Source organism: Alteromonas sp. KUL106 (assembly GCF_009811415.1).
Lineage (GTDB): Bacteria > Pseudomonadota > Gammaproteobacteria > Enterobacterales > Alteromonadaceae > Alteromonas.
Window position 1 is genome coordinate 11,712 of record NZ_BLIG01000051.1, and the last position, 19,699, is coordinate 31,410.

The following is a 19,699-nucleotide window of genomic DNA, read 5'->3' on the forward strand; positions in this document are numbered from 1 at the left end:
ACTGCTTTTCCCTAGCCTGTAAGATTACGCCGCCGTTTCATTGTATTGCTCAACGTACTTTTTAGGAGGCAAATGCATAACCTTTTTAAAAGAAGTGGAAAAATAAGCGGCTGTACCAAAACCTACATCCAAGCATGTATCTAGGATACTATTCCCTTCTAACAGTAGTGGTATAGACTTTTCGATCCTAAAGCGCGATAGAAATTCACTAAAATTATATTCAAAAAGTTCAGACATTCTTCGATTTAAACTTCGTGCGCTTATGAGCAATTCAGCGGCGGCCTGCTCTCTATTGAAAGACTCATCGTGATAATTCTTTTCAAGTACCGCTATAAAATTGAGGTAAAACGCCATATCTTTTTCATTGTCAAACTCTGGAATGTTCAAGCAACCAAATTTAAATACAGGTTGGTTATGCTCCTCTTCTTCTTTTTCATTGGCTTCCCTAATCGCCAGTAAATGTTCCACCCGCAGCACGATCTCTTCGTTAGAAGCAGGTTTAGCCAAGAAATAATCTACTTTTTCTGCCAGTGCTGACTTTTCAAGACTCGCGTCTGTGTTTGCAGCAAGCATTAAAACGGGGATATTTGCGTAGCTTTTGTTATCGCGAATGGCCTTGGTTAAGCCTAACCCATCCAATTCATGCATCATTTGATCAGTGATCACTAAATCAACCAAGTAGTGCTGCATTACTTCTAAAGCCTGAACTCCATTTCTAGCGACCAAACACCGGTAATCTTTAGAGAAGAGATCGAAAAGATAAGTACGAAAGGCTCTACTATCGTCGACGATCAAAAGCGACTTTTTATTTACTTTAACGTTCGCTGGAGCCAAGTCTTCTGCGTGTGAGTTTACAAACGCTATATCGTCTACAGGCAGCTTTACTATTACTTTGGTACCGATGCCTTTCTGACTCTCAAGAGAAATCTCCCCCTGATTCAACTCTACCAAGGATTTAGTCATAGCCAGTCCCATGCCGCTGCCGTCTTTATCAGTATTTCCTTTTACAAATTTTTCAAACACCTTTTGCTGAAGATGATCTTCGATGCCATCCCCGTCGTCAGTGACGGTAATTCTTAATTCTTTACTATCTTGGATGGCAGAGACTTTGATCGTTCCAAGCTCAGGCGTAAATTTGATGGCATTTTGTATCAAGTTGACGAGAATTTTTTCTAGACTATCACTAATGAGCGATACCTCTTTTTTGCCCTTAACTCGAACCTCTAAATTCTGCCTCTTTTGCTTAGCTAAAGGCTCAAGCGATAGAACGATAAAACGGATATTTTCTAACGAATATAACTTGTAGTAATCCGAGGCGCTTATAGCAGTGGGAACATCTTGGCTCATTTGATTGATTAAATACCCAACCCTTTTCATATTGTCCTGAACACAGATTAATTCTTTACTCGTACCGGTAGCGGTATCAGAAAGTTTCTCTAACGAACCGTTTATAACTTGGAGGGGCGTTCGAAGCTCGTGAGTAATTTCGTTAATAAAACGTTCTTTACTACGCAGCATTTTCTCAAATTTAGAATGACCATCGGTAATTTCATACCGCGTCAGGTGGGTGTATAAAGCGGTAGTTTTGAAATGACTCCAAAGCGCAGCAAAATATTTAAGCTTGTATGCAACTAAAAGACATAAAACAAAAAAGAAATAGCACCAAAACGCATACATTTGGAGGTAATAAGGTGGTTTTACTTCGAAATTTAATGAGGTTATTGGATTTTCATTACCAACTACCCTCGCTTGAAACTCATAATGACCATATTCCAAATCTGTCATGGTAAGAAAGGCTTGTGACAAAGGATGTAAATTCCAGTCTTCCTCCATACCTAAAATTCTAAACTCTAACTTTTCAGTATCATGACCCGAAAAACTGCTGGTCCTGAAATCTAGAGAAAACTCATCAAAATCACTTTCCAAGCTCATGGAGTCTGGGAATGCTTGCGACTGCGGAGACATTCTATGAACTTGCATATCACTATCTTTCCACTCTGCTCTGGTAACCACCACCTTACTCTTAGAGTTCTTCTTTGCATTCATTGCGGAAATCGCTTTTTTTCCATCAATAAGATACGAGTACTTATCGCCCTGAATAATTAATCGCTCACCTACTTGATAAATGCCTTGATACTCGAAATCCGTATCAAATAATCCATCGCTTTCAGTAAAAGAAATCAGGTCATTATTTGAAGTTACAACGAACAGTCCCATATTGGTTAGAAGCCATAAATTACCGTTCTTGCTTTGAAGTGCTCCTCTGAGAAACCTAGCATCAGTTCCAGCTAATAAATCGGAACTATTTATTTCACCAGAACGCTTGTTTATCGTCTTGAGGCCTTGCCCTGAAGTGCAAACTAAAAAAACCTCCTTCAATTCAACCAAACAGGTTAACCCAACCCAGTTCCCATCATCGGGCGAAATAGACTTCCAGTTAAACTTCGACATTTGAATGTGAAAGTTACTATCACTATCAAATCCAGCGATTTCGCCCGAAGTTGTTAAAAATGAATTGAGCATTTTTCGGGGTGCCGGAATTTTATCAACAACTACACCACCATCTAGTACATTGAAGAAAGCTTCACCGCCCTCATCATGATATAAATAAAGGAGTGAATCCGATTGGTGAATGGAGTGGGAAAAACTAGAGCTGCAATAATCGTAGTTTTGACTATTACTTGAAGAATATTGATTATATTTAAATAGAGTTTCATCTATACAACGGTTTCCTTCCCAAAAACCAAACAGCGTCAACTCCCCTGTTTTCAAGTCAATAAGGTAATCTCTGTTTTTTGTACTGACTCCATATCCAAATTCATCGCTATAACCAAACGATTTTATATTTTGCCTGAGTACCTGTTCATTTTCATGGAGAAGATTTATAGCTTCGTGAGATCTAGTAATCGAGAGCAAACCTAGTTGAGAAGAGGCCATCAATAATTCACCTGACGGTAACTCTGCTAGTTTAACAATGCTTCTAATACCATCAGAAGAGACGAGCGGCATCATAAAATCAGGTTTGTTGATTTGCTCACCATTTACTTCAAATAGTCCACCTGCTGCGACAAATACTTTTGAAGAATTTGTGACAAAGATATCTGAAACTGGCCCAACAGGATAATCAGGGCTTCTAAATGGAAAGAAGGACTTTTTGTTGGTCAAGGTATCCCAATGATAAATCCCCTCTTTTCCTCCAAGGTAGAGGGTTTTGCCACGCACTGAAACGGCATCTACGGACGTAAGGTTAGTAAATAAGCTATCAAGTGCTATTACTTTACTAACTTCTCTTTCGGAATCAATTATGACTAGACCATCTTTAGATCCGAGATAGACCAAACCATCAACCGAAACAGCTAAAGAAAGCACATTATTTACGTAGCCTACTCCAACATTTGATGCCCAGTCCTGCAGCGCACCAGACTCTTTGTCGACCACAATAATTCCTGTAATTAGAGAGACGACTACATACCGGTCTAAGACTCCGATTTTCCATGCATATCGAGCCCATTTGTCATCGGGTCGAAATTTTTCTGTAACACCGGTGTCTATCCTATACTTAAATACACCTACCCCAAACTCAACTATCCAAAGGCTCCCGCTTTGATCAAAATATAGGTCCGAAACCGTCCCCCGTTCATCAAACTTGGTATTATATTCCAACTTCTCTGAACGACCGCCTAAGTATCTAAACACACCATTTTCTGAAGCGATAAAGACAGCATCGCCAACAACTTCAATATCTCTAATTATTCCTGCGGGGATACCAGCAAACTTAGTTTCTCCATTTAATGCAATGCCAAAAGCGCTGGCACTTTTTGTAATGGTGAGACAACAAAATATTAATATCGCGCCAACAATGGCAATTTTTTGAACGAGCCCAACTTTTGTCCCAAAATGCAAATCCATATGTCTTTTAGCCTTGTTATTTTTTTAATGCTTTTTAAGCGATATCAACTAATTGAAAGGGAATTAACTATGAATATCGAACAAAATATAAACATTCAAGAGCTAGCAGAGGAAGACTATACTAAAGTATATGCAGGGATTAGAGATCACTGCGTACTAGAAGAAGACTTAATGACAATATTACCAGAACTGCCAACCCTTCCTTCGGGTCATAAAGTCGACATCTAAACCAAAAACCACTTCATCCCTGCATTCTCGGCGGCTTGCTGATCATAAATAAAGTCGCCTACATACAGGCAGTCTTCAGGTTGAAGCTGCCACGTATTTGCCACCATTAATAAAGCGGTTGGGTCGGGTTTGGCTGGGGCATCTTCGCGGGTCAGCACGTAATCAATAGGAATGTTGTTATTGGCTAGCTTAATTGCAGTGGCTTGACGACAGTTTCGGGTAACGATTGCCATAGGTAAATTGTGGGCCTGTACCTTTTCTACCATAGCTTTGCCTATGCTTAGCCATTGGGCGTTTTGCGCATCGTCGAGTTCATGCTGCAAAATAGTACGGTGAGCATTGGCTTTGGTTTCGGCGCAGCTAAGCGCATCAACAAAGGAAAGAATATCTTCGTGCTGCGGGCAGCCTACATCAGCACGTATTTGTGTGAAGTTAAGGCTAGACTCTACCAAGGTGCCGTCTAAATCGAATATTACACCTTTAACGCCGGTTAAGTTCATCTGCTCAATACTCACGCTTTTTTAGTCCTTTTACTTCACTATTATTGCCTTTGTCTAAATATAATGCCACGAATGCCCTTCGCCTTCTGTTACGTTTGCTTAAGGCTTTGATGCATGCGTTAAAAGCCCCCTAATGATTTAAGTTTACCCCGCTCACACCTTGCATTAGCATAGCCGCTCTTTTTGGCAGGCTACATATTTGCCCTTTCTATACTGGGCAAACTTTTAACGGATAATTTATGGGTGTTTTCGCTGCGCTAGGTACAGCGCTTTGTTGGGCAATTGCGGCACGTCTATTCCGAGGAACAGGCAACGCGTTTTCACCGCTTACCATGAACTTTTGGAAGGGGCTTATTTCTATTGCCATTTTGGCAGTGGTTTTAGTAGTGGTTCAGCCAACGGGGCTTAGTACTCATGCTGTTTTGTGGTTATTGCTTAGCGGGCTTATTGGTATTGGCATTGGCGACACCTGTTTCTTTAAAGCCCTACAAAGTATTGGCGATAGCCAAGCGGTTCTGGTCGCCGAAACCCTTGCGCCTTTATTCACAGCTCTTTTTGCTATGGCGTTTATTGGCGAATGGATTACCTGGCAGCAGTGGGTTGGCGTTGCAGTGGTATTATTCTCAGTGGATATGGTGATAAAGGTACGTAAACGCAATACCACGCATGTGTTTGCTACTAGTGGTTACTTGTATGGTGTAGGCGCCGCGTTATGTCAGGCAGTTGGCGCCGTAGTCAGCCGCGACATTTTAAGTGCCGGTGAAATTGACGCTGCCAGCGCTGCGTTCTTGCGCTTAGTTGGTGGTATGATCTTTGTTGTGCCCTTCATAGCCTTAACCAAAACACGCTATATGCCTGTTATCGACTATCAAAGCGACAGCGGAAAACGGGTGTGGCCCGCGTTTGTGTTAGCCACGCTACTTGGCACTACTGCTGCTATTTACTTACAAATGTTTGCATTCGCCTATGCGAAAGCGGCCGTGGTTCAAACCCTTATTGCGACGAGCGCGTTAATGTCGCTAGGGGTTGCTTGGGTACTTGGAGAACGCGCGACAAAAGCAACCATTGCGTGGTCTGTGGTTGCCTTGGTAGGCGTAGCGATACTGGTTAGCTTTGGCTCTTCGGCCCATTAACAGGCTGAAAAATTTACGCTGGGGCTACCGTCTATTTTTACTTAAACCAGATATAGGTTAGGATAGAAAACATCGTGACCTCACGCTGCTACAGCGCTAAATAAAGATTGTAAATAAGAAGAAAAAACTCATTCTCATGGTTCAAAAAACACGTTTAGCCTTATTTTCGTTTGCATCCGTTTTGTTTGCCTCCTTTGCTTCAATAGCAAATGAAAGTATTGACGCTGTTATAGAAAAAGTACGCTCTCCTTCTTACGATTGCCCCAGCCAGTCTTTGCTTCCTGAGCTTGAAAATGCGCTAAATTTTGAGTCTATTACGAAGCAACAACGCTTTGCGCTAACCGTTGCAAAAGGGCAATTTTTGATTTGTCGCGGTAAATATGAAGAAGCGGAAAACCTGTTGCTCAAAGCCATAACGCAGAACGATATTGACCAAAGCTCTTACGCTTTTGCGTCTGCGATTTATCAAATTGGCTTTTCTTATGATGCCAGAGAAAACCCTGCTCGGTGCGAGTACTACCAACAGGCGCAAGCGTTGTCGTCACCAGAACGTCACAGCGACATTTTCACTAGCGCTTCATTGGGGCTTATAAACTACTGCTCTGATTCAACCGAGCCAGGCATTAGGCTAGGAAAAATGTTTGGCGTTCTCAAACGCTATTCTGACGACGGAAGCCCCGGCGAACTTGCGCACATTCACAATGCTATCGGCTTACTCTACGGCAGCTTAGAGCAACATGCTTTGGCTGCAGAGCAATATTTAAAAGCCCATGAAATGGGACTTCAAGTATATAAAGGCAGCAATAAAGTAAGCATAATTATTAGCGCTATTGTTTCACTGATCAGCAGTGGTCAAACAGAACGGGCCTATCAAAGCATTTTGGAGCTAGGGAAACTTAACAGCGAAATAGACACCCCCCTGAGTAATTTTCTGTATCAATATGCATTGTCGATTTATCACAGGAAGACAGAAAACTACAGTAGCTTGGCATACACGCTTCCTGATTTAGAAGAGGCGACTGCGAATATATCAAGCTCGCTTGGAGAAATGCTAGTTAGCTGGCATAAAGCTGAGCTTTGCTTACATGAAAACGATCTGAATTGCCTCGAAGAATATTTAGCTGAGGTTGAGTCGACTGATACTACAGCCATCCCTCGTGTGTTCCAGTCTAACCTGGATTACCTTAGCTTTAATGTTGCGATGTATATGGCCTTAGACAACATGGAGCGCGCTAAAGCCGCCCTTGAACTTTACTCGAAAGAGGTCACCAAACGGCGTGAACTTACGCAAGACTCTGCGCTCATTATTGGGGCTGCCAATCTGTATACCCGTATTTATGACCTAGAATCCGCGATTGAACAAGCAGAGCAACGTCGCAAAAATACCTTATATATTGCCGTTATTATTTTTCTATTGCTCGGCGGCATTACCGGTTATGTGTTACGTAGAAAAAACTTGGCCCGCAAAGCCATCGACCCTGTCACTCAACTACTCAATGCAAATTCAGCCATCGCCCGAATTAATAAACTCGATGCGCCGAAAAAAGGCAGGGCCATCGCCATTGCCATATTCGACATCAGTAACTTGCGCAATATTACCCGAAAAATGGGTTCGACCAAGAGCGATGATGTATTAAGACAAATTGCTAAAAATCTTCAAAACGCTACTCGCGGTAACGATATTTTAGGGCGATTTGGTACTGAGCAATTTATTTTATGCTTGCACAACATTGAAGAACGAAGTGCGCGACAGTTCTTTGATAGAGTGCAAAACGCGCTAGACACTACGTTTGAAAGTGATGTCGCCATGGATTCTATTGTGGTGGAGTCTAAGATGAGCGTATTCATTGCCAACGAGAAGATCACGGGGCTAAACGACATACTTGATGATATCGCTAGGTCAATTGATATGAGCAACCACACCGGCAGCAACTAGTGCTTTAGCATTCAAGAACGCGTAGACAGTTTATCCCCGCTGCGCGTTTTAAACTTTCCGCAAACCCTTACCAACGTTAATTCCTCGACATTCGTCGTATTTAAGGGAAAGGGTCACGCTTTAGCCAAACCAATTCTTTTTTACCGTGGTATAAGCAACGTGCGTGTTAAAACAACACCTAACGTTTTCTGCCATCAATCATAGGAAAGTGAATTGTGACGCCAAAGGTTATTTTCTTCGATATCAACGAAACGCTTTTAGACATGCAGGCCATTAAAACAGGCTTAGCGGCGGTATTAAATGGCGATGAGACACTGGTAGACTTATGGTTTGCTAACTTGTTACACCACAGTTTGGTGGACGTAGCCTCTGGGCAGTTTCACGATTTCATTGATATTGGGGCCGCAGTTCTGACAATGGTAGCTCACAGCAAGGGAATTACCGTTAATGAAGCCACTGCAAAAGATACAATCAAACAACACATTACCCGATTGCCCGCGCACGACGATGTCATTCCTACATTAAAAGTGCTTCAGAGTGCGGGGTTAACTTTGGTCGCGCTTTCAAACTCGTCTAAAGCTGGATTAGATGCGCAGCTTGAATATGCTAATATTCGACCATACTTTTCCCATGTGCTAAGCGTGGAAAGCGTACGCACCTACAAACCTCATGCAGCGGTGTATCACTGGGCCTGCCAACAGGCTAACGTAAAGAACAAAGACGCCATGATGGTCGCAGCTCATGGTTGGGATGTAAGCGGTGCTAAAGCGACTGGTATGCAGACTACCTTTGTTGCGCGTCCTGGAAAAATGACTTACCCGCTTGGGTTAGTGCCCAACCACACCATTGAATCGCTGAATGAACTAACGAATATTATTACTGCGTAAAGGGGAAAACGGCGAAGCATTACGCTGTCTGCTGTGTGAACGATGCCTTTATATCAATAAAGCCACAGTGAATTTTGCGAACTCGTTGCTAATTTTGTTGGCGTATAAACAAAAAAAGCCTTACCACGGTAAGACTCTTTCGTTACTAAAAACTTTTCTATTAAAGCTTTGCTAACTCTGAATGATTAGCTTTAAAACCTTTTGTGCTGCACGATGTTCGTTTAGTTTCTAGCGCACTCAGTTGTCGTTTAAGCCATGATTTTTGAATACCTGACTTTGCAACGTCCATCTCTGTACTTACTCGCGTGATTTCCTTGCCGACGTTAACGCATTCTTTCTTGTTCGGTTCAAAGCCGCCGTTGGCTAATACCGAAGAAGAAAACATGAGTGCCGATATTGCTAAAAGTGTTTGCTGTTTCATAAGAGTCCCCAACTACTCGTTATAATCTCGGGTTAGTGTCATACCGTAAGAATGAGCATATTTTTGCTCTCGAATCTGTAAGAAATATAGCAGGCGTTTTAATCTTGTTAGGTACTTCAAAACATACGCTGTAATAAAAAAGCGCTCACTTTGCCACCAATACCACCCTTCACACTTTGTCTTTTATAATTTTATTATGACAAAAGATAACTTAGTCATCTCTCTTACGTATCGATTCATATAATTCTACGTACTCAACGATAAGCCTATCCATAGTATCGGCTACAGCAACAGCATTCTGTAGCAGCATCACTTATCGTTTAGCGGCGATATTAAATCACCTAGGCTTTTCACAAACAAGGAAAGTTATAACATTTTCTTCACAGACTGACGTTTGTTGTACTTTCATGCGTCGAGGCCCACTAGCATCATAGACGGCTGCCAGCATCTAACTTCTCTACCATACTCATAATTTCACTCCCCATCTTGTCTAAGCTAACCACACTTTTTGCCGCGCCTTTTTCAATCGCGACTTTTGGCATACCAAATACAATGCAACTCGCTTCATCTTGGCAAAAGGTTTCACTGCCGGCATTGCGCAACTCAAGTAACCCGGTTGCTCCGTCACTTCCCATGCCAGTCAATAGTACGCCTATTGCATTGCTTCCCGCGCTTTTGCAAAGCGAGTTAAATAGCACGTCAACAGAGGGTTTATGCCCGGAAACGCGCGGTCCATCGGATAACCTTATTCTATAGTCTGCTCCGCTCCGCTCTATTTCCATATGTTTATCACCCGGCGCTAAATAAGCCTGCCCTGGCAATAATCGCTCACCGCCTTTTGCTTCTTTTACCTGCATTTGGCAGACCGAATCTAACCGTTTGGCAAACGTTGAAGTGTATCCGGCAGGCATGTGCTGAGTAATTACGGTTGCCGGTGCATTCGCAGGAAACGTACTTAGGACCTCTTTAATGGCTTCAGTGCCCCCAGTAGACGCGCCGATGGCTATAACCTTCTCAGTGCCTGAGTAACTCACTTTCCTGACGGCGGTCGCTTTGGTTGGGTTTAGTTTTTTAACTTTAGAGCGGGCTGCTGTACGAATTTTTTCTACTATCATTTCATGATAATCGGCCATCCCCTGAGCAACACCAATCTTAGGTTTTGCCACAAAGTCGATTGCACCAAGTTCCAAGGAACGAAGGGTGGCATCAGCCCCTTTTTCGGTAAGTGTTGAAATCATCACTACCGGCGTGGGTTTGGCGTTCATAAGTACTTCTAAAAATCGAAGCCCATCAACCTTTGGCATTTCAATATCAAGGGTTATCACATCAGGCGCTTTTTCAAGCACTAGCTTTTTAGCTACGAAGGCGTCAGGCGCAGCACCAACCAATGTCATATCGGCCTCGCTTTTGATGATCTCGCTAAGGATCTGCCTTATCAGCGCAGAGTCATCTACAACCAATACTTTAATTGTCATTTTAAATCCTCGAATAAATCAACGTCACCACTCGCATCTCGATGATTAAGCTCCCATCGATGCTTGCTCTCTCGCTCAATAATCGTTGCGTTATTAAGCTCGTGGATGCGTTTCATGAACACATTGCCGTTGGTAGGAAAAAAATATACTTTACGCGCATAGACATCGCACAAATCGCTCGCGATGATAGGAATCTTTTCAGTGTTCAAAAATTGTGTGACAAACTCTGCATTGAACCTGCCCACATCGCTTTGAACAAAAGACGGTACAACCCTACCTCCGCCAAACACCTTTGCTTTCAATCGCTTCTTAGAAGCCCCCAATTTTATCAATTCATTGATGAGGACTTCCATTGCGTGCACGCCGTATTTGGCTGCCATGCCTTGTATTTTTTCAAACTCTCCAGCTGTTTTATTCACGCTAGGGAGCATAAAGTGGTTCATCCCGCCAACCTCTGCAACTGGGTCAAACATGCAAGCTGCTACACAAGAGCCCAGAACCGTCACCAGCATTTTATCCTGGGAGGTGACAAAGTACTGACCAGGTAAAAGCTTAATGGCGTCAACTGAAAAGCGCTTATCATAGTAGCTGATAGGTAATTCAAAATTACATGGCTCCACGGAAGCTCCTAACCAGCCGGTCGATAAATAGTCTTCCCTACCGGCCTAACAAGATTAGTGTGCATATTGAAGTTTTCAGAATGGCCAGCCATGTAAAGCCCCGTAGGCTTTAACATACCTACCATCTTTTTCAGCACATTGAGCTGTGTCGGTTTATCAAAGTAAATCATCACATTTCGGCAGAATATGACGTCAAACGGTGCTGTAACGTCCCAATTTTGGTCGGTGAGGTTAAGCTTTTTGAACTGCACCATTTGGCGCAGTTCATCGACGACTTTGACTTTCCCTTCGTTCGCACCTTTCCCTTTGTGAAAGAATTGCTTTTGCCGTTCGTTAGGAATTTTTGAAATTGAGGCTAATGGGTAAATGCCTGCTTTAGCCTTTGCCAATACCTTGCTGTCTATATCTGAGGCGATTATCTTAACCGGTGTTTTAAAGCTGCCAAACGCTTCTGCTACCACCATCGCAATAGAATAAGGCTCTTCTCCTGTTGAACTGGCAGCACACCAAATGTTGGTGACATTGGGGTGCTGTGCCAGATAATCAGCTAACGCGGTAAAATGATGTGGTTCGCGAAAGAACGAGGTCAAATTAGTCGTCAGCGCATTGATAAACTGCTCTAGCTCTGACTCAGACCTGCCGACAACAACGAGGTAATCGTTAAAGCTCTTTAAGTTAAGGGCCCTTATGCGCCTTGCCAAACGGCTGTATACCATTGCTTCTTTCGCGTCGGACAAATTTATCCCCGCTTTCTTAAACAGCATTTGCTGAACTTTTTTGAAGTCCGCTTTTTCAAAAGCGAACTCCCTTACTCCGCTACGCTCTTGAACTTCCGCCATCATTAAAATGACTCCCACTCGGCTTCAACAGGCACCGAGGGTTTTAAAGCCTGCACTCTGGGTGCGTGGTTCGCTGCGGACGTCATTCTTTGCTGGCGAGAAAAGCTTTGAGGTAAGGCGGCGATCTGTTGCTGTTCAACCGTTAGCCCTCTCCCTACATTAAACACAGACACACGTTCATTAAGCTGTGCTGACTGCTGCCTTAAACTATCAGCCGCTGCTGCCGCTTCTTCCACTAGCGCGGCATTTTGCTGTGTCATCTCATCCATTTGAACAACGGCTCGACTCACTTCTTCAATACCGCATGCCTGCTCTGCTGAGGCTGCAGCAATTTCAGACATGATGTCGTTTACACGCTTAATGGAAGTTACGACTTCTGCCATCGTTTCGCCAGATTTAACAACCAGCTGATTACCGCTGGCTATCTTACTCACAGAGTCAGAAATGAGCTCTTTGATGTCTTTCGCCGCTTCAGCAGAACGTTGTGCCAAGTTACGTACTTCTGATGCAACAACGGCAAATCCTCTACCTTGTTCACCAGCGCGGGCAGCTTCCACCGCAGCGTTAAGCGCAAGAATATTGGTTTGGAAAGCAATGCCGTCTATCACACCAATAATGTCCGATATCTCCTGTGCAGAGTCATTAATTTGAGTCATGGTTTTTACCACCTCTCCAATAACTTCTCCGCCCTCAGACGCAATCTTGCTTGCCTGAGCTGCAAGGCTGTTTGCTTGATCTGCGTTTTCAGCATTGAGCTTCACCGTACCGGTAAGTTCTTCCATACTCGATGCGGTCTCCTCAAGGCTAGACGCCTGTTGCTCGGTCCGGCTTGAAAGATCTGCATTACCGGTCGCGATTTCTCCTGACGCTACATTAATTGTTTCAACCGCTTCGTTAATATTGGTAATCGTACCGCGCAATTCATTGATGAATTGATTAATGGCTTCACCAAGGATGGCGAAATCACCGTCAAGCGCGTGCTCGATATTGACGGTCAGGTCACCTTCGGTCAGTTTGGTCATTACGTGTTTAATTTCATCTACCGCCTGAGTTCTACCCGTAATATCAGAGGCAAATTTTACGACCCTAAAAGGCTTCCCATTGTGATCGAGTATCGGGTTATAAGAAGCTTGAATGAAGACTTCTTTTCCATTTTTCCCGAGTCTGCGATATTCCCCTGATGAAAATGAGCCATTGCGCAGACTATCCCAAAACGCGGCATATTCTGGGCTTGCTCGGTAAGATGGCTCTACAAACATGCTGTGGTGTTTGCCTTTAACTTCATCTAACGTGTAGCCCATGGTGTTTAAGAAGTTTTCATTGGCATGCTGAATAACGCCGTCCATATTAAACTCAATCACGGCTTGAGACTTACCAATTGCCGCGAGTTGGCCTTCGAAGTACGCATTCTTCACTTTTTGTTCAGTAATATTACTTGCGTATTTGACGACCTTTATTACATTGCCACTCAAGTCAAAAATAGGGTTGTACGTTGCCTGTATCCAAACATCAGACCCATCTTTTGAAACGCGATGAAACTCGCCAGAATAGAACTGCCCTTCAGCAAGTTGTTTCCAAAATTGTCTGTATTGGTCAGATTCTCGCTCTTGCCTGGTGACAAAAATACGGTGATGTTTTCCCTGAATTTCGTCTAGCCCGTAACCAACCGTGGCGAGAAAATTGTCGTTGGCCGTGAGAATGTTGCCATGTACATCAAATTCAATCACCGCTTGAGACTTACTAATAGCGTCTATTTGCCCCGTATTGAACGCATTCCTGAGCTTCTGCTCGGTAACGTCCGACGCGTACTTTACAACTTTAAGGGGCTGACCGAATTCATCAAAAATTGGATTATAAGATGCTTGAATCCAGAGTTCGCTGCCGTCTTTTTTTACTCGTTTGAATTCACCGGATTTGAATTCCCCTTTTTTCAAGTCGCGCCAAAAAGCGGCATATTCGGGGCTCATTTTATAATTAGGCGATACAAACATGCTGTGGTGCTGACCTTTTATTTCACTAAGCTCATACCCGGTCGCAGCACAAAAGTTTTCGTTAGCGTTTAGTATAGTGCCGTCTAAATTAAACTCTATTACCGCAAGTGATTTTCCGATGGCATTTATTTGGCCTTCATAATCTGCATTCTTTCTTTTTTGTTCAGTGATATCAGTAGCAAATTTCACTACACGGACTATATTTCCAAGCTTATCGTAGATAGGATTGTAAGACGCTTGAATCCAAATTTTATCGCCGTTTTTAGCAACACGACAAAACTCTCCGCTGCTGCGCTTCCCATTTTTCAGGCCTTCCCAGAACTTACTGTACTCTTGTGAAACGCCATAGTCTGGTAACACGAATAATCGGTGGTGTTGACCAACAATTTCATTTTTAGAATAGCCCGTTACTTTGAGGAAATTTTCATTCGCATCTTCGACTATTCCATCAGGCGTAAATGAAATAACCGCTTGGCACCGATCGAGCCCATCTAATACACCTGTTTTGTGTTGAAGCTCTTGGTCATTTGACCACTCAACCATGGTGCCGATTTTCGCACCGTCTTCACTTTTGATTGGTGTCAGTTTAAGCGTAAATAGTAAATCACTAATGGGGATCAGGAAGGAATCACTCTGGCTGCAGGTAGCATATCGATTGGCATGTTCACTATTATTAAAAAACCCCGCGACAGGCGTACCATTGAGGTTTTCAATATCAACATTTGGTAACACTGATTTAAATTTATGCTCGTGCTCTCTCATCAATGTCAGTAATGCTTTATTTGCAAACGTAATTAATCCCCCTGCATCGACTAACATCAAACAGGCAGAACTCTCACTGAGCGCTTGCTCTTGAAAACGTGAAAGGCTTTGTGCTGCAGCCAACTCTTCATTATGAAATATATTAAACACACCCATAATCTTACCTACCTCGTAAACAGCGACTCGACTACGACTCGCCTAAAACTTATAAAAAAGGCGAACTTTTTCACAAGTTCGCCTCTCCACTTCTCTAGAACGATTCCCACTCATCGCTGCAGGGCACTCTCGGTGCAAGCTTTTTGCCGCTGCTGAGCATGGTTACTGGCGCTTTTCTGCTCTCTTTATTCACTGTAAGCGCCTTTGTTGGCTGCATTTCAACCGATTCGGATCTTTCATTAATATTGAACATAGAAACCCGTTCAGATAAGTTTCCTGCCTGTTGCTGTAAGCTTTCAGCTGCTGCCGCTGCCTCTTCCACTAACGCGGCATTTTGCTGGGTCATTTCATCCATCTGAACTACCGCTTTGCTCACTTCTTCTATGCCACAGGCCTGTTCAGCACTTGCTGCAGCAATTTCAGACATAATGTCGTTCACCCGCTTGATGGATATCACAACCTCTTCCATCGTATCGCCAGACTGATTGACGAGCTTATTACCGCCGTCAATTTTATTTACCGAATCTGAAATAAGCTGTTTTATTTCTTTCGCGGCTTCAGCAGAACGTTGCGCCAAACTGCGTACCTCAGAGGCCACTACAGCAAATCCGCGCCCTTGCTCTCCTGCTCTGGCGGCCTCTACGGCGGCATTTAATGCAAGAATATTAGTTTGGAACGCAATGCCGTCTATAACCCCGATAATGTCTGAAATCTCTTGCGCAGATTCATTGATTGAAGACATGGTATCGACAACTTGGCGAATTAACTCACCCCCTCGACTCGCAACTTCACAGCTTTGTGATGCTAAGCTATTCGCTTGTTCAGCATTTTCTGCATTGAGTTTCACTGTTCCTGTCAACTCTTCCATGCTGGATGCGGTTTCTTCTAAACTGGATGCTTGCTGTTCGGTACGACTCGATAAATCAGCGTTGCCGGTAGCGATTTCAGACGCCGCCGTGTTGATGGTTTCTACAGCCTGATAAATTGAACCGATAGTGCCTGACATTTCGTTAACGAATTGATTAATCGCATCGCCTAACACCTGGAACTCACCTTCAAATTGCTCATCAAGTACTGCGGTTAAATCGCCCTGCGATAAACGCGTCATCACGTCGCTTATTGACCCGATAATACGGCGCATATCGTCAATGAAACGATTGATAGATGAGCCCAGCTCCTTAAACTCTCCATCAAATTCATGATCTATTCGGCAATCGAGATTTCCCTGAACTAACTCGTTCATGGCGTGTTTAATATCCTTAATCGCCTGCTTAGTACCCGTAATATCAATGGCATACTTCACTACACGATAGGGCCTACCATTTTGATCTAGGATGGGATTATAAGATGCTTGGATCCAAACCTCTTTACCGCCCTTACCAACACGCTTGAACTCATCAGAAAACTGCGATCCTTTACGAAGCTGTTCCCAGAACTGCGAGTATTCAACGCTCCGTTTATACTCTTCTTCTACAAAAATACTGTGATGCTTACCCACTATTTCATCGAGGCTATAACCTACGGTATTCGTAAAGTTTTCATTAGCGTTTAAGATTTTTCCATCCAGATCAAATTCGATAACCGCCTGCGCTTTATTTATCGCGTCAATTTGTCCCTCGAAGTAGGCATTTTTCAGTTTTGTTGCCGTAATATCGGTTGCAAATTTAACAACGCGAATGACTTTGCCTTCACCGTCAAATACAGGGTTATACGTTGCTTGAATCCACACTTCTTTACCCATCTTATCGAAGCGGCAAAACTCTCCGCTTTGACCTTTACCCGCTTTAAGGTCACGCCAGAACTGGCCATAGTCCTCTGAGCGCACGTAGTTAGGGTCGCAAAACATTTTATGATGGTTACCAACTATTTCATTGAGGCTGTACCCAAGGGCGTTAAGAAAATTCTCGTTAGCGTGCTGAATCACGCCTTCCGGATTGAATTCGATGACCGCTTGCGCATTATTCAGCGCCTCTAACATCGTGCTCTTTATGAGAAGTTCAGACTGATCCACCCACTCAACCATAGTGCCAATATTTTCGCGGTTTTGGTTGAAAAATGGGGTCAGTGTTAGTTTAAAGTTCAGGTCGCCGATGCTAATCGTTGAAGTCATGGTCGACTTAAGTTCGGCGAGAATATTACGCTGATGGGATGGGCTTCGATGGAACTGGTCGATATTTTGCCCTTCTAGGTTATCTGCCGAGAAACTTGGCAACACCGCTTGAAGTTTCTTTTCGTTTTCTTTTAATAATGTTTTAACAGATTGGTTTGCGTAAATAATGTTTCTATCGGCATCCGCCATCATGATACAGCAGGTTGTAGCATCTAACGCCTGCTTGTTGCGTAACGCTTGCTCGACATCCGTTGCCTTCGTAAACTCTTCTAGCCACGTCATAATGCCCATTTTTTAGACCTCTACCGTTTGTGTTTTCGTGTCAACTAAACCCAATTCATTGCTCGTAATCAGGCTTTCAATATTTACTAAAATAACCATGTGTTCATCGACGTCAGCCAGACCGTGTAAGTATTTACTGTCAAATGCAACACCAAACTCGGGGGGTGGCAGCATGTCTTCTTCTGAAAGACGAATAACGTCAGAAACACCGTCAACCACAATGCCAACAATGCGGTCATGCACGTTGAGCATGATGACTATGGTGAAGTCGTTATATGTTGCCTCTCCCACTTTGAATTTAATGCGCAAATCCACTATAGGAACGATATCTCCACGAAGGTTTATAACCCCTTTAATAAAGCTCGGCGCGTTGGCAATTTTGGTCACTTGCTCATAACCACGAATCTCTTTTACCGTCGTAATATCAAGTGCATAGTGCTCCTCACCCAAGACAAAGCTTAAAAACTCATTCTCTCTTGATGCACTAACAGCTTGTTGTAAGGCTGCTTCGCTCATAGTGAAACCTCTTCATTAGGAATATTGATACAGTTTGCCGCCACTGAATCTGCGTCTAAAATCATTGCGACCTTGCCATCACCCATAATGGTGGCGCCTGCTATCCCTGCTACTTTCTTGTAATGCTGCTCCAAACTCTTTATGACTACCTGCTGCTGACCAACTAACGAGTCAACTAAAACGCCATACCGCTTTTTGCTGCTTTCGAGTAACACCACAATACCTTTTGTTGGTTCGGTAACCCCATCGTCAACTTGCATAAGCTGGGTAAGGGAAACGAGTGGCCAATACTGGTCTCTTATCCATAGCACCTTGTCGTTACCCAGTGTTTTGACTTGAGACTTGGTGGGCTGAAAAGATTCGATAACATTGAGAAGGGGAATAACGAAGATTTGTTCACCGACTGAAACACACATGCCGTCAACGATAGCAAGGGTAAGGGGGAGGTGAATATAAAAGGCTGAACCTTCGCCTTGTGATGATTCGATCTCAATTCGACCACCAATAGATTCAATATTACGGCGGACCACATCCATGCCTACTCCGCGACCAGACACATCAGTCACTTCTGCGGCTGTTGAAAAACCGGCCTGGAAAATGAGTTGCCATATCTCGCTGTCTGGCATATCCGGAGAAACCGGAAGGCCGTTTTGCATTGCTTTTTCTAAAATACGTTCTTTGTTTAAGCCTGCACCATCATCAATAATACCGATAATGATGCTGCTGCCTTTTTGCTCTGCACTTAAGATAACCGTACCGTTTTCAGACTTACCGCTTTCGAGGCGCTTCTGGGGACTTTCTACTCCGTGATCGATACTATTTCTCACTAGATGCGTTAGAGGGTCGACAAGCTTTTCAATTAAGCTTTTATCGATCTCGGTATTTCCCCCCTGGATCACAAGATCCACCTTTTTGCCTAGCTTAGAAGACAGGTCTCTTACAACCCGTGGGAACCGATTGAATGTCATATTCACTGGCAACATGCGCATTGACATAACTGATTCTTGTATCTCACGGGTATTGCGTTGTAATTCATCAATCGCTAGCTGTAAACGCTCCCCAATTTGACCTTCCACTTCTTGACCCACATTCGATAACATGGACTGGGTTATCACTAATTCGCCGACTAAGTTAACCATGGCGTCAATTTTATTTGTGTCTACCCGAATAGAAGAGGCTTCTTTCGATGTTGCTTTTGGTTGCGGTTTTACGGGCTTTACAATGGGCTGTTTGGGTACCGACGGGGCAGCCTGTGAAGCCTCTGGTTTAACGGGTAACGTCTCGGGTGCGTAAAACCCAAATCCTTCATCGTCTGAAGCACTTGCTGCCTGAGGGGTACTTTCGGTGGGGCCATCTTCATCATCGAACAAGCCAAAACCTTCGATGTCTTGTGGTTTTGCTTCACTAGCCGACGTTTGCGTTTCTTCGTCTTCGTCATCGAAGAAACCAAAGCCTTCAATGTCATCGCTCGCAGCAGAGGCGCTCTGTTGAAGTGAGGACTCGTTCACGTCATCATCACTCTGCCCTGAGGCTTTAGCCAATGTCTCCTCGAGCACTGCTATACTTGCATCGATTTGCTCTTGAGGCACCTCAGTTTGTTCTTTGTAAGCGGTCAGTGTGTCTTTTAATACGTCCAATGTTTGAAGGAATACGTCTACAATCGCTGACGTAACTTGAATCTCTTGATTACGTGCTTTATCAAGCAAATTCTCCATGACATGCGTGAGATTCATCAGCGCATCAAACCCAAAAATGCCACTGCCACCTTTGATGGAATGCGCTGCTCTGAATATGCTGTTTAGCTCTTCAGGGTCGGGCGCGTCTACATCCAGAGTCATGAGCAATTGCTCCATGTTCTGAAGATGCTCATCGCTCTCGTCAAAAAATACGCCGTGGAACTGGTTTACATCGATGGTCATAACTGACTCCTCTTC

14 protein-coding genes are annotated in these 19,699 nt (G+C 43.6%); 4 read left to right on the forward strand and 10 right to left on the reverse strand.

What is annotated here, in order from left to right:
* Positions 1-24: 24 nt before the first annotated feature.
* A complete protein-coding gene (locus GVO63_RS17710; protein ID WP_159581610.1) occupies positions 25-3,909 on the reverse strand; it encodes an ATP-binding protein in 3,885 nt (1,294 codons plus the stop codon).
* A 69-nt stretch (positions 3,910-3,978) separates the two neighbouring features.
* Here GVO63_RS17710 and GVO63_RS19545 point away from each other — a divergent pair, with 69 nt between their 5' ends.
* Complete coding sequence (locus tag GVO63_RS19545; RefSeq protein ID WP_201281930.1) at positions 3,979-4,137, forward strand: hypothetical protein; 159 nt, start codon at positions 3,979-3,981, stop codon at positions 4,135-4,137.
* Here GVO63_RS19545 and GVO63_RS17715 read toward each other — a convergent pair.
* Complete coding sequence (locus tag GVO63_RS17715) at positions 4,134-4,652, reverse strand: HAD family hydrolase (protein WP_159581612.1); 519 nt, start codon at positions 4,650-4,652, stop codon at positions 4,134-4,136. The genes GVO63_RS19545 and GVO63_RS17715 overlap by 4 nt on opposite strands.
* 224 nt (positions 4,653-4,876) lie before the next feature.
* On the opposite strand from GVO63_RS17715, the gene GVO63_RS17720 reads away from it, so the two are divergent.
* From GVO63_RS17720 to GVO63_RS17730, 3 genes are all read left to right on the forward strand, one after another.
* Complete coding sequence (locus GVO63_RS17720) at positions 4,877-5,770, forward strand: DMT family transporter (protein ID WP_159581614.1); 894 nt, start codon at positions 4,877-4,879, stop codon at positions 5,768-5,770.
* A gap of 136 nt (positions 5,771-5,906) precedes the next feature.
* Positions 5,907-7,706: a diguanylate cyclase gene (locus tag GVO63_RS17725; protein WP_159581616.1), complete on the forward strand. Its 1,800-nt coding sequence runs from the start codon at positions 5,907-5,909 to the stop codon at positions 7,704-7,706.
* Positions 7,707-7,921: 215 nt separating this feature from the next.
* Positions 7,922-8,593: a haloacid dehalogenase type II gene (locus GVO63_RS17730; protein ID WP_159581618.1), complete on the forward strand. Its 672-nt coding sequence runs from the start codon at positions 7,922-7,924 to the stop codon at positions 8,591-8,593.
* A gap of 160 nt (positions 8,594-8,753) precedes the next feature.
* On the opposite strand, the gene GVO63_RS17735 is transcribed toward GVO63_RS17730, so the two are convergent.
* The 8 genes from GVO63_RS17735 to GVO63_RS17770 all read right to left on the reverse strand — a co-directional run bounded on the left by GVO63_RS17735 (position 8,754) and on the right by GVO63_RS17770 (position 19,684).
* Positions 8,754-9,014 (reverse strand): hypothetical protein, encoded by a 261-nt coding sequence (locus tag GVO63_RS17735; RefSeq protein ID WP_159495115.1) that lies wholly within the window; start codon positions 9,012-9,014, stop codon positions 8,754-8,756.
* Positions 9,015-9,442: 428 nt separating this feature from the next.
* Positions 9,443-10,489, reverse strand: coding sequence for a chemotaxis response regulator protein-glutamate methylesterase (locus GVO63_RS17740; protein WP_159495114.1), 1,047 nt, complete (start codon positions 10,487-10,489; stop codon positions 9,443-9,445).
* The gene (gene cheD / locus GVO63_RS17745; RefSeq protein ID WP_159495113.1) at positions 10,486-11,109 is read right to left on the reverse strand and encodes a chemoreceptor glutamine deamidase CheD; all 624 of its coding nucleotides are present in this window, start codon (positions 11,107-11,109) and stop codon (positions 10,486-10,488) included. The genes GVO63_RS17740 and cheD overlap by 4 nt, the downstream gene beginning before the upstream one ends.
* A gap of 8 nt (positions 11,110-11,117) precedes the next feature.
* Positions 11,118-11,948 (reverse strand): CheR family methyltransferase, encoded by an 831-nt coding sequence (locus GVO63_RS17750; protein WP_159495131.1) that lies wholly within the window; start codon positions 11,946-11,948, stop codon positions 11,118-11,120.
* A gap of 2 nt (positions 11,949-11,950) precedes the next feature.
* Entirely contained in the window at positions 11,951-14,857 is a 2,907-nt protein-coding gene (locus GVO63_RS17755; RefSeq protein WP_159581620.1) for a methyl-accepting chemotaxis protein, read from the reverse strand.
* 94 nt (positions 14,858-14,951) lie between these two features.
* Positions 14,952-17,258 (reverse strand): methyl-accepting chemotaxis protein, encoded by a 2,307-nt coding sequence (locus GVO63_RS17760; protein ID WP_159581622.1) that lies wholly within the window; start codon positions 17,256-17,258, stop codon positions 14,952-14,954.
* 3 nt (positions 17,259-17,261) lie between these two features.
* Positions 17,262-17,765 (reverse strand): chemotaxis protein CheW, encoded by a 504-nt coding sequence (locus GVO63_RS17765; RefSeq protein ID WP_159495110.1) that lies wholly within the window; start codon positions 17,763-17,765, stop codon positions 17,262-17,264.
* Positions 17,762-19,684 carry a chemotaxis protein CheA gene (locus GVO63_RS17770; protein WP_159581624.1) on the reverse strand — a complete coding sequence of 641 codons (1,923 nt, stop codon included), beginning with the start codon at positions 19,682-19,684 and terminating at the stop codon, positions 17,762-17,764. The genes GVO63_RS17765 and GVO63_RS17770 overlap by 4 nt, the downstream gene beginning before the upstream one ends.
* Between the last annotated feature and the right edge of the window lie 15 nt (positions 19,685-19,699).

What these genes read in the sequence shown, in the direction of transcription:
- GVO63_RS17735 (WP_159495115.1), bottom strand. Translation starts at nt 9,014, where the DNA reads ATGAAACAGCAAACACTTTTAGCAATATCGGCACTCATGTTTTCTTCT.
- GVO63_RS17740 (WP_159495114.1), bottom strand. Translation starts at nt 10,489, where the DNA reads ATGACAATTAAAGTATTGGTTGTAGATGACTCTGCGCTGATAAGGCAG.
- GVO63_RS17770 (WP_159581624.1), bottom strand. Translation starts at nt 19,684, where the DNA reads ATGACCATCGATGTAAACCAGTTCCACGGCGTATTTTTTGACGAGAGC.
- GVO63_RS17725 (WP_159581616.1), top strand. Translation starts at nt 5,907, where the DNA reads ATGGTTCAAAAAACACGTTTAGCCTTATTTTCGTTTGCATCCGTTTTG.
- GVO63_RS17720 (WP_159581614.1), top strand. Translation starts at nt 4,877, where the DNA reads ATGGGTGTTTTCGCTGCGCTAGGTACAGCGCTTTGTTGGGCAATTGCG.
- GVO63_RS17765 (WP_159495110.1), bottom strand. Translation starts at nt 17,765, where the DNA reads ATGAGCGAAGCAGCCTTACAACAAGCTGTTAGTGCATCAAGAGAGAAT.
- GVO63_RS19545 (WP_201281930.1), top strand. Translation starts at nt 3,979, where the DNA reads ATGAATATCGAACAAAATATAAACATTCAAGAGCTAGCAGAGGAAGAC.
- GVO63_RS17755 (WP_159581620.1), bottom strand. Translation starts at nt 14,857, where the DNA reads ATGGGTGTGTTTAATATATTTCATAATGAAGAGTTGGCTGCAGCACAA.
- GVO63_RS17760 (WP_159581622.1), bottom strand. Translation starts at nt 17,258, where the DNA reads ATGGGCATTATGACGTGGCTAGAAGAGTTTACGAAGGCAACGGATGTC.
- GVO63_RS17750 (WP_159495131.1), bottom strand. Translation starts at nt 11,948, where the DNA reads ATGGCGGAAGTTCAAGAGCGTAGCGGAGTAAGGGAGTTCGCTTTTGAA.
- GVO63_RS17710 (WP_159581610.1), bottom strand. Translation starts at nt 3,909, where the DNA reads ATGGATTTGCATTTTGGGACAAAAGTTGGGCTCGTTCAAAAAATTGCC.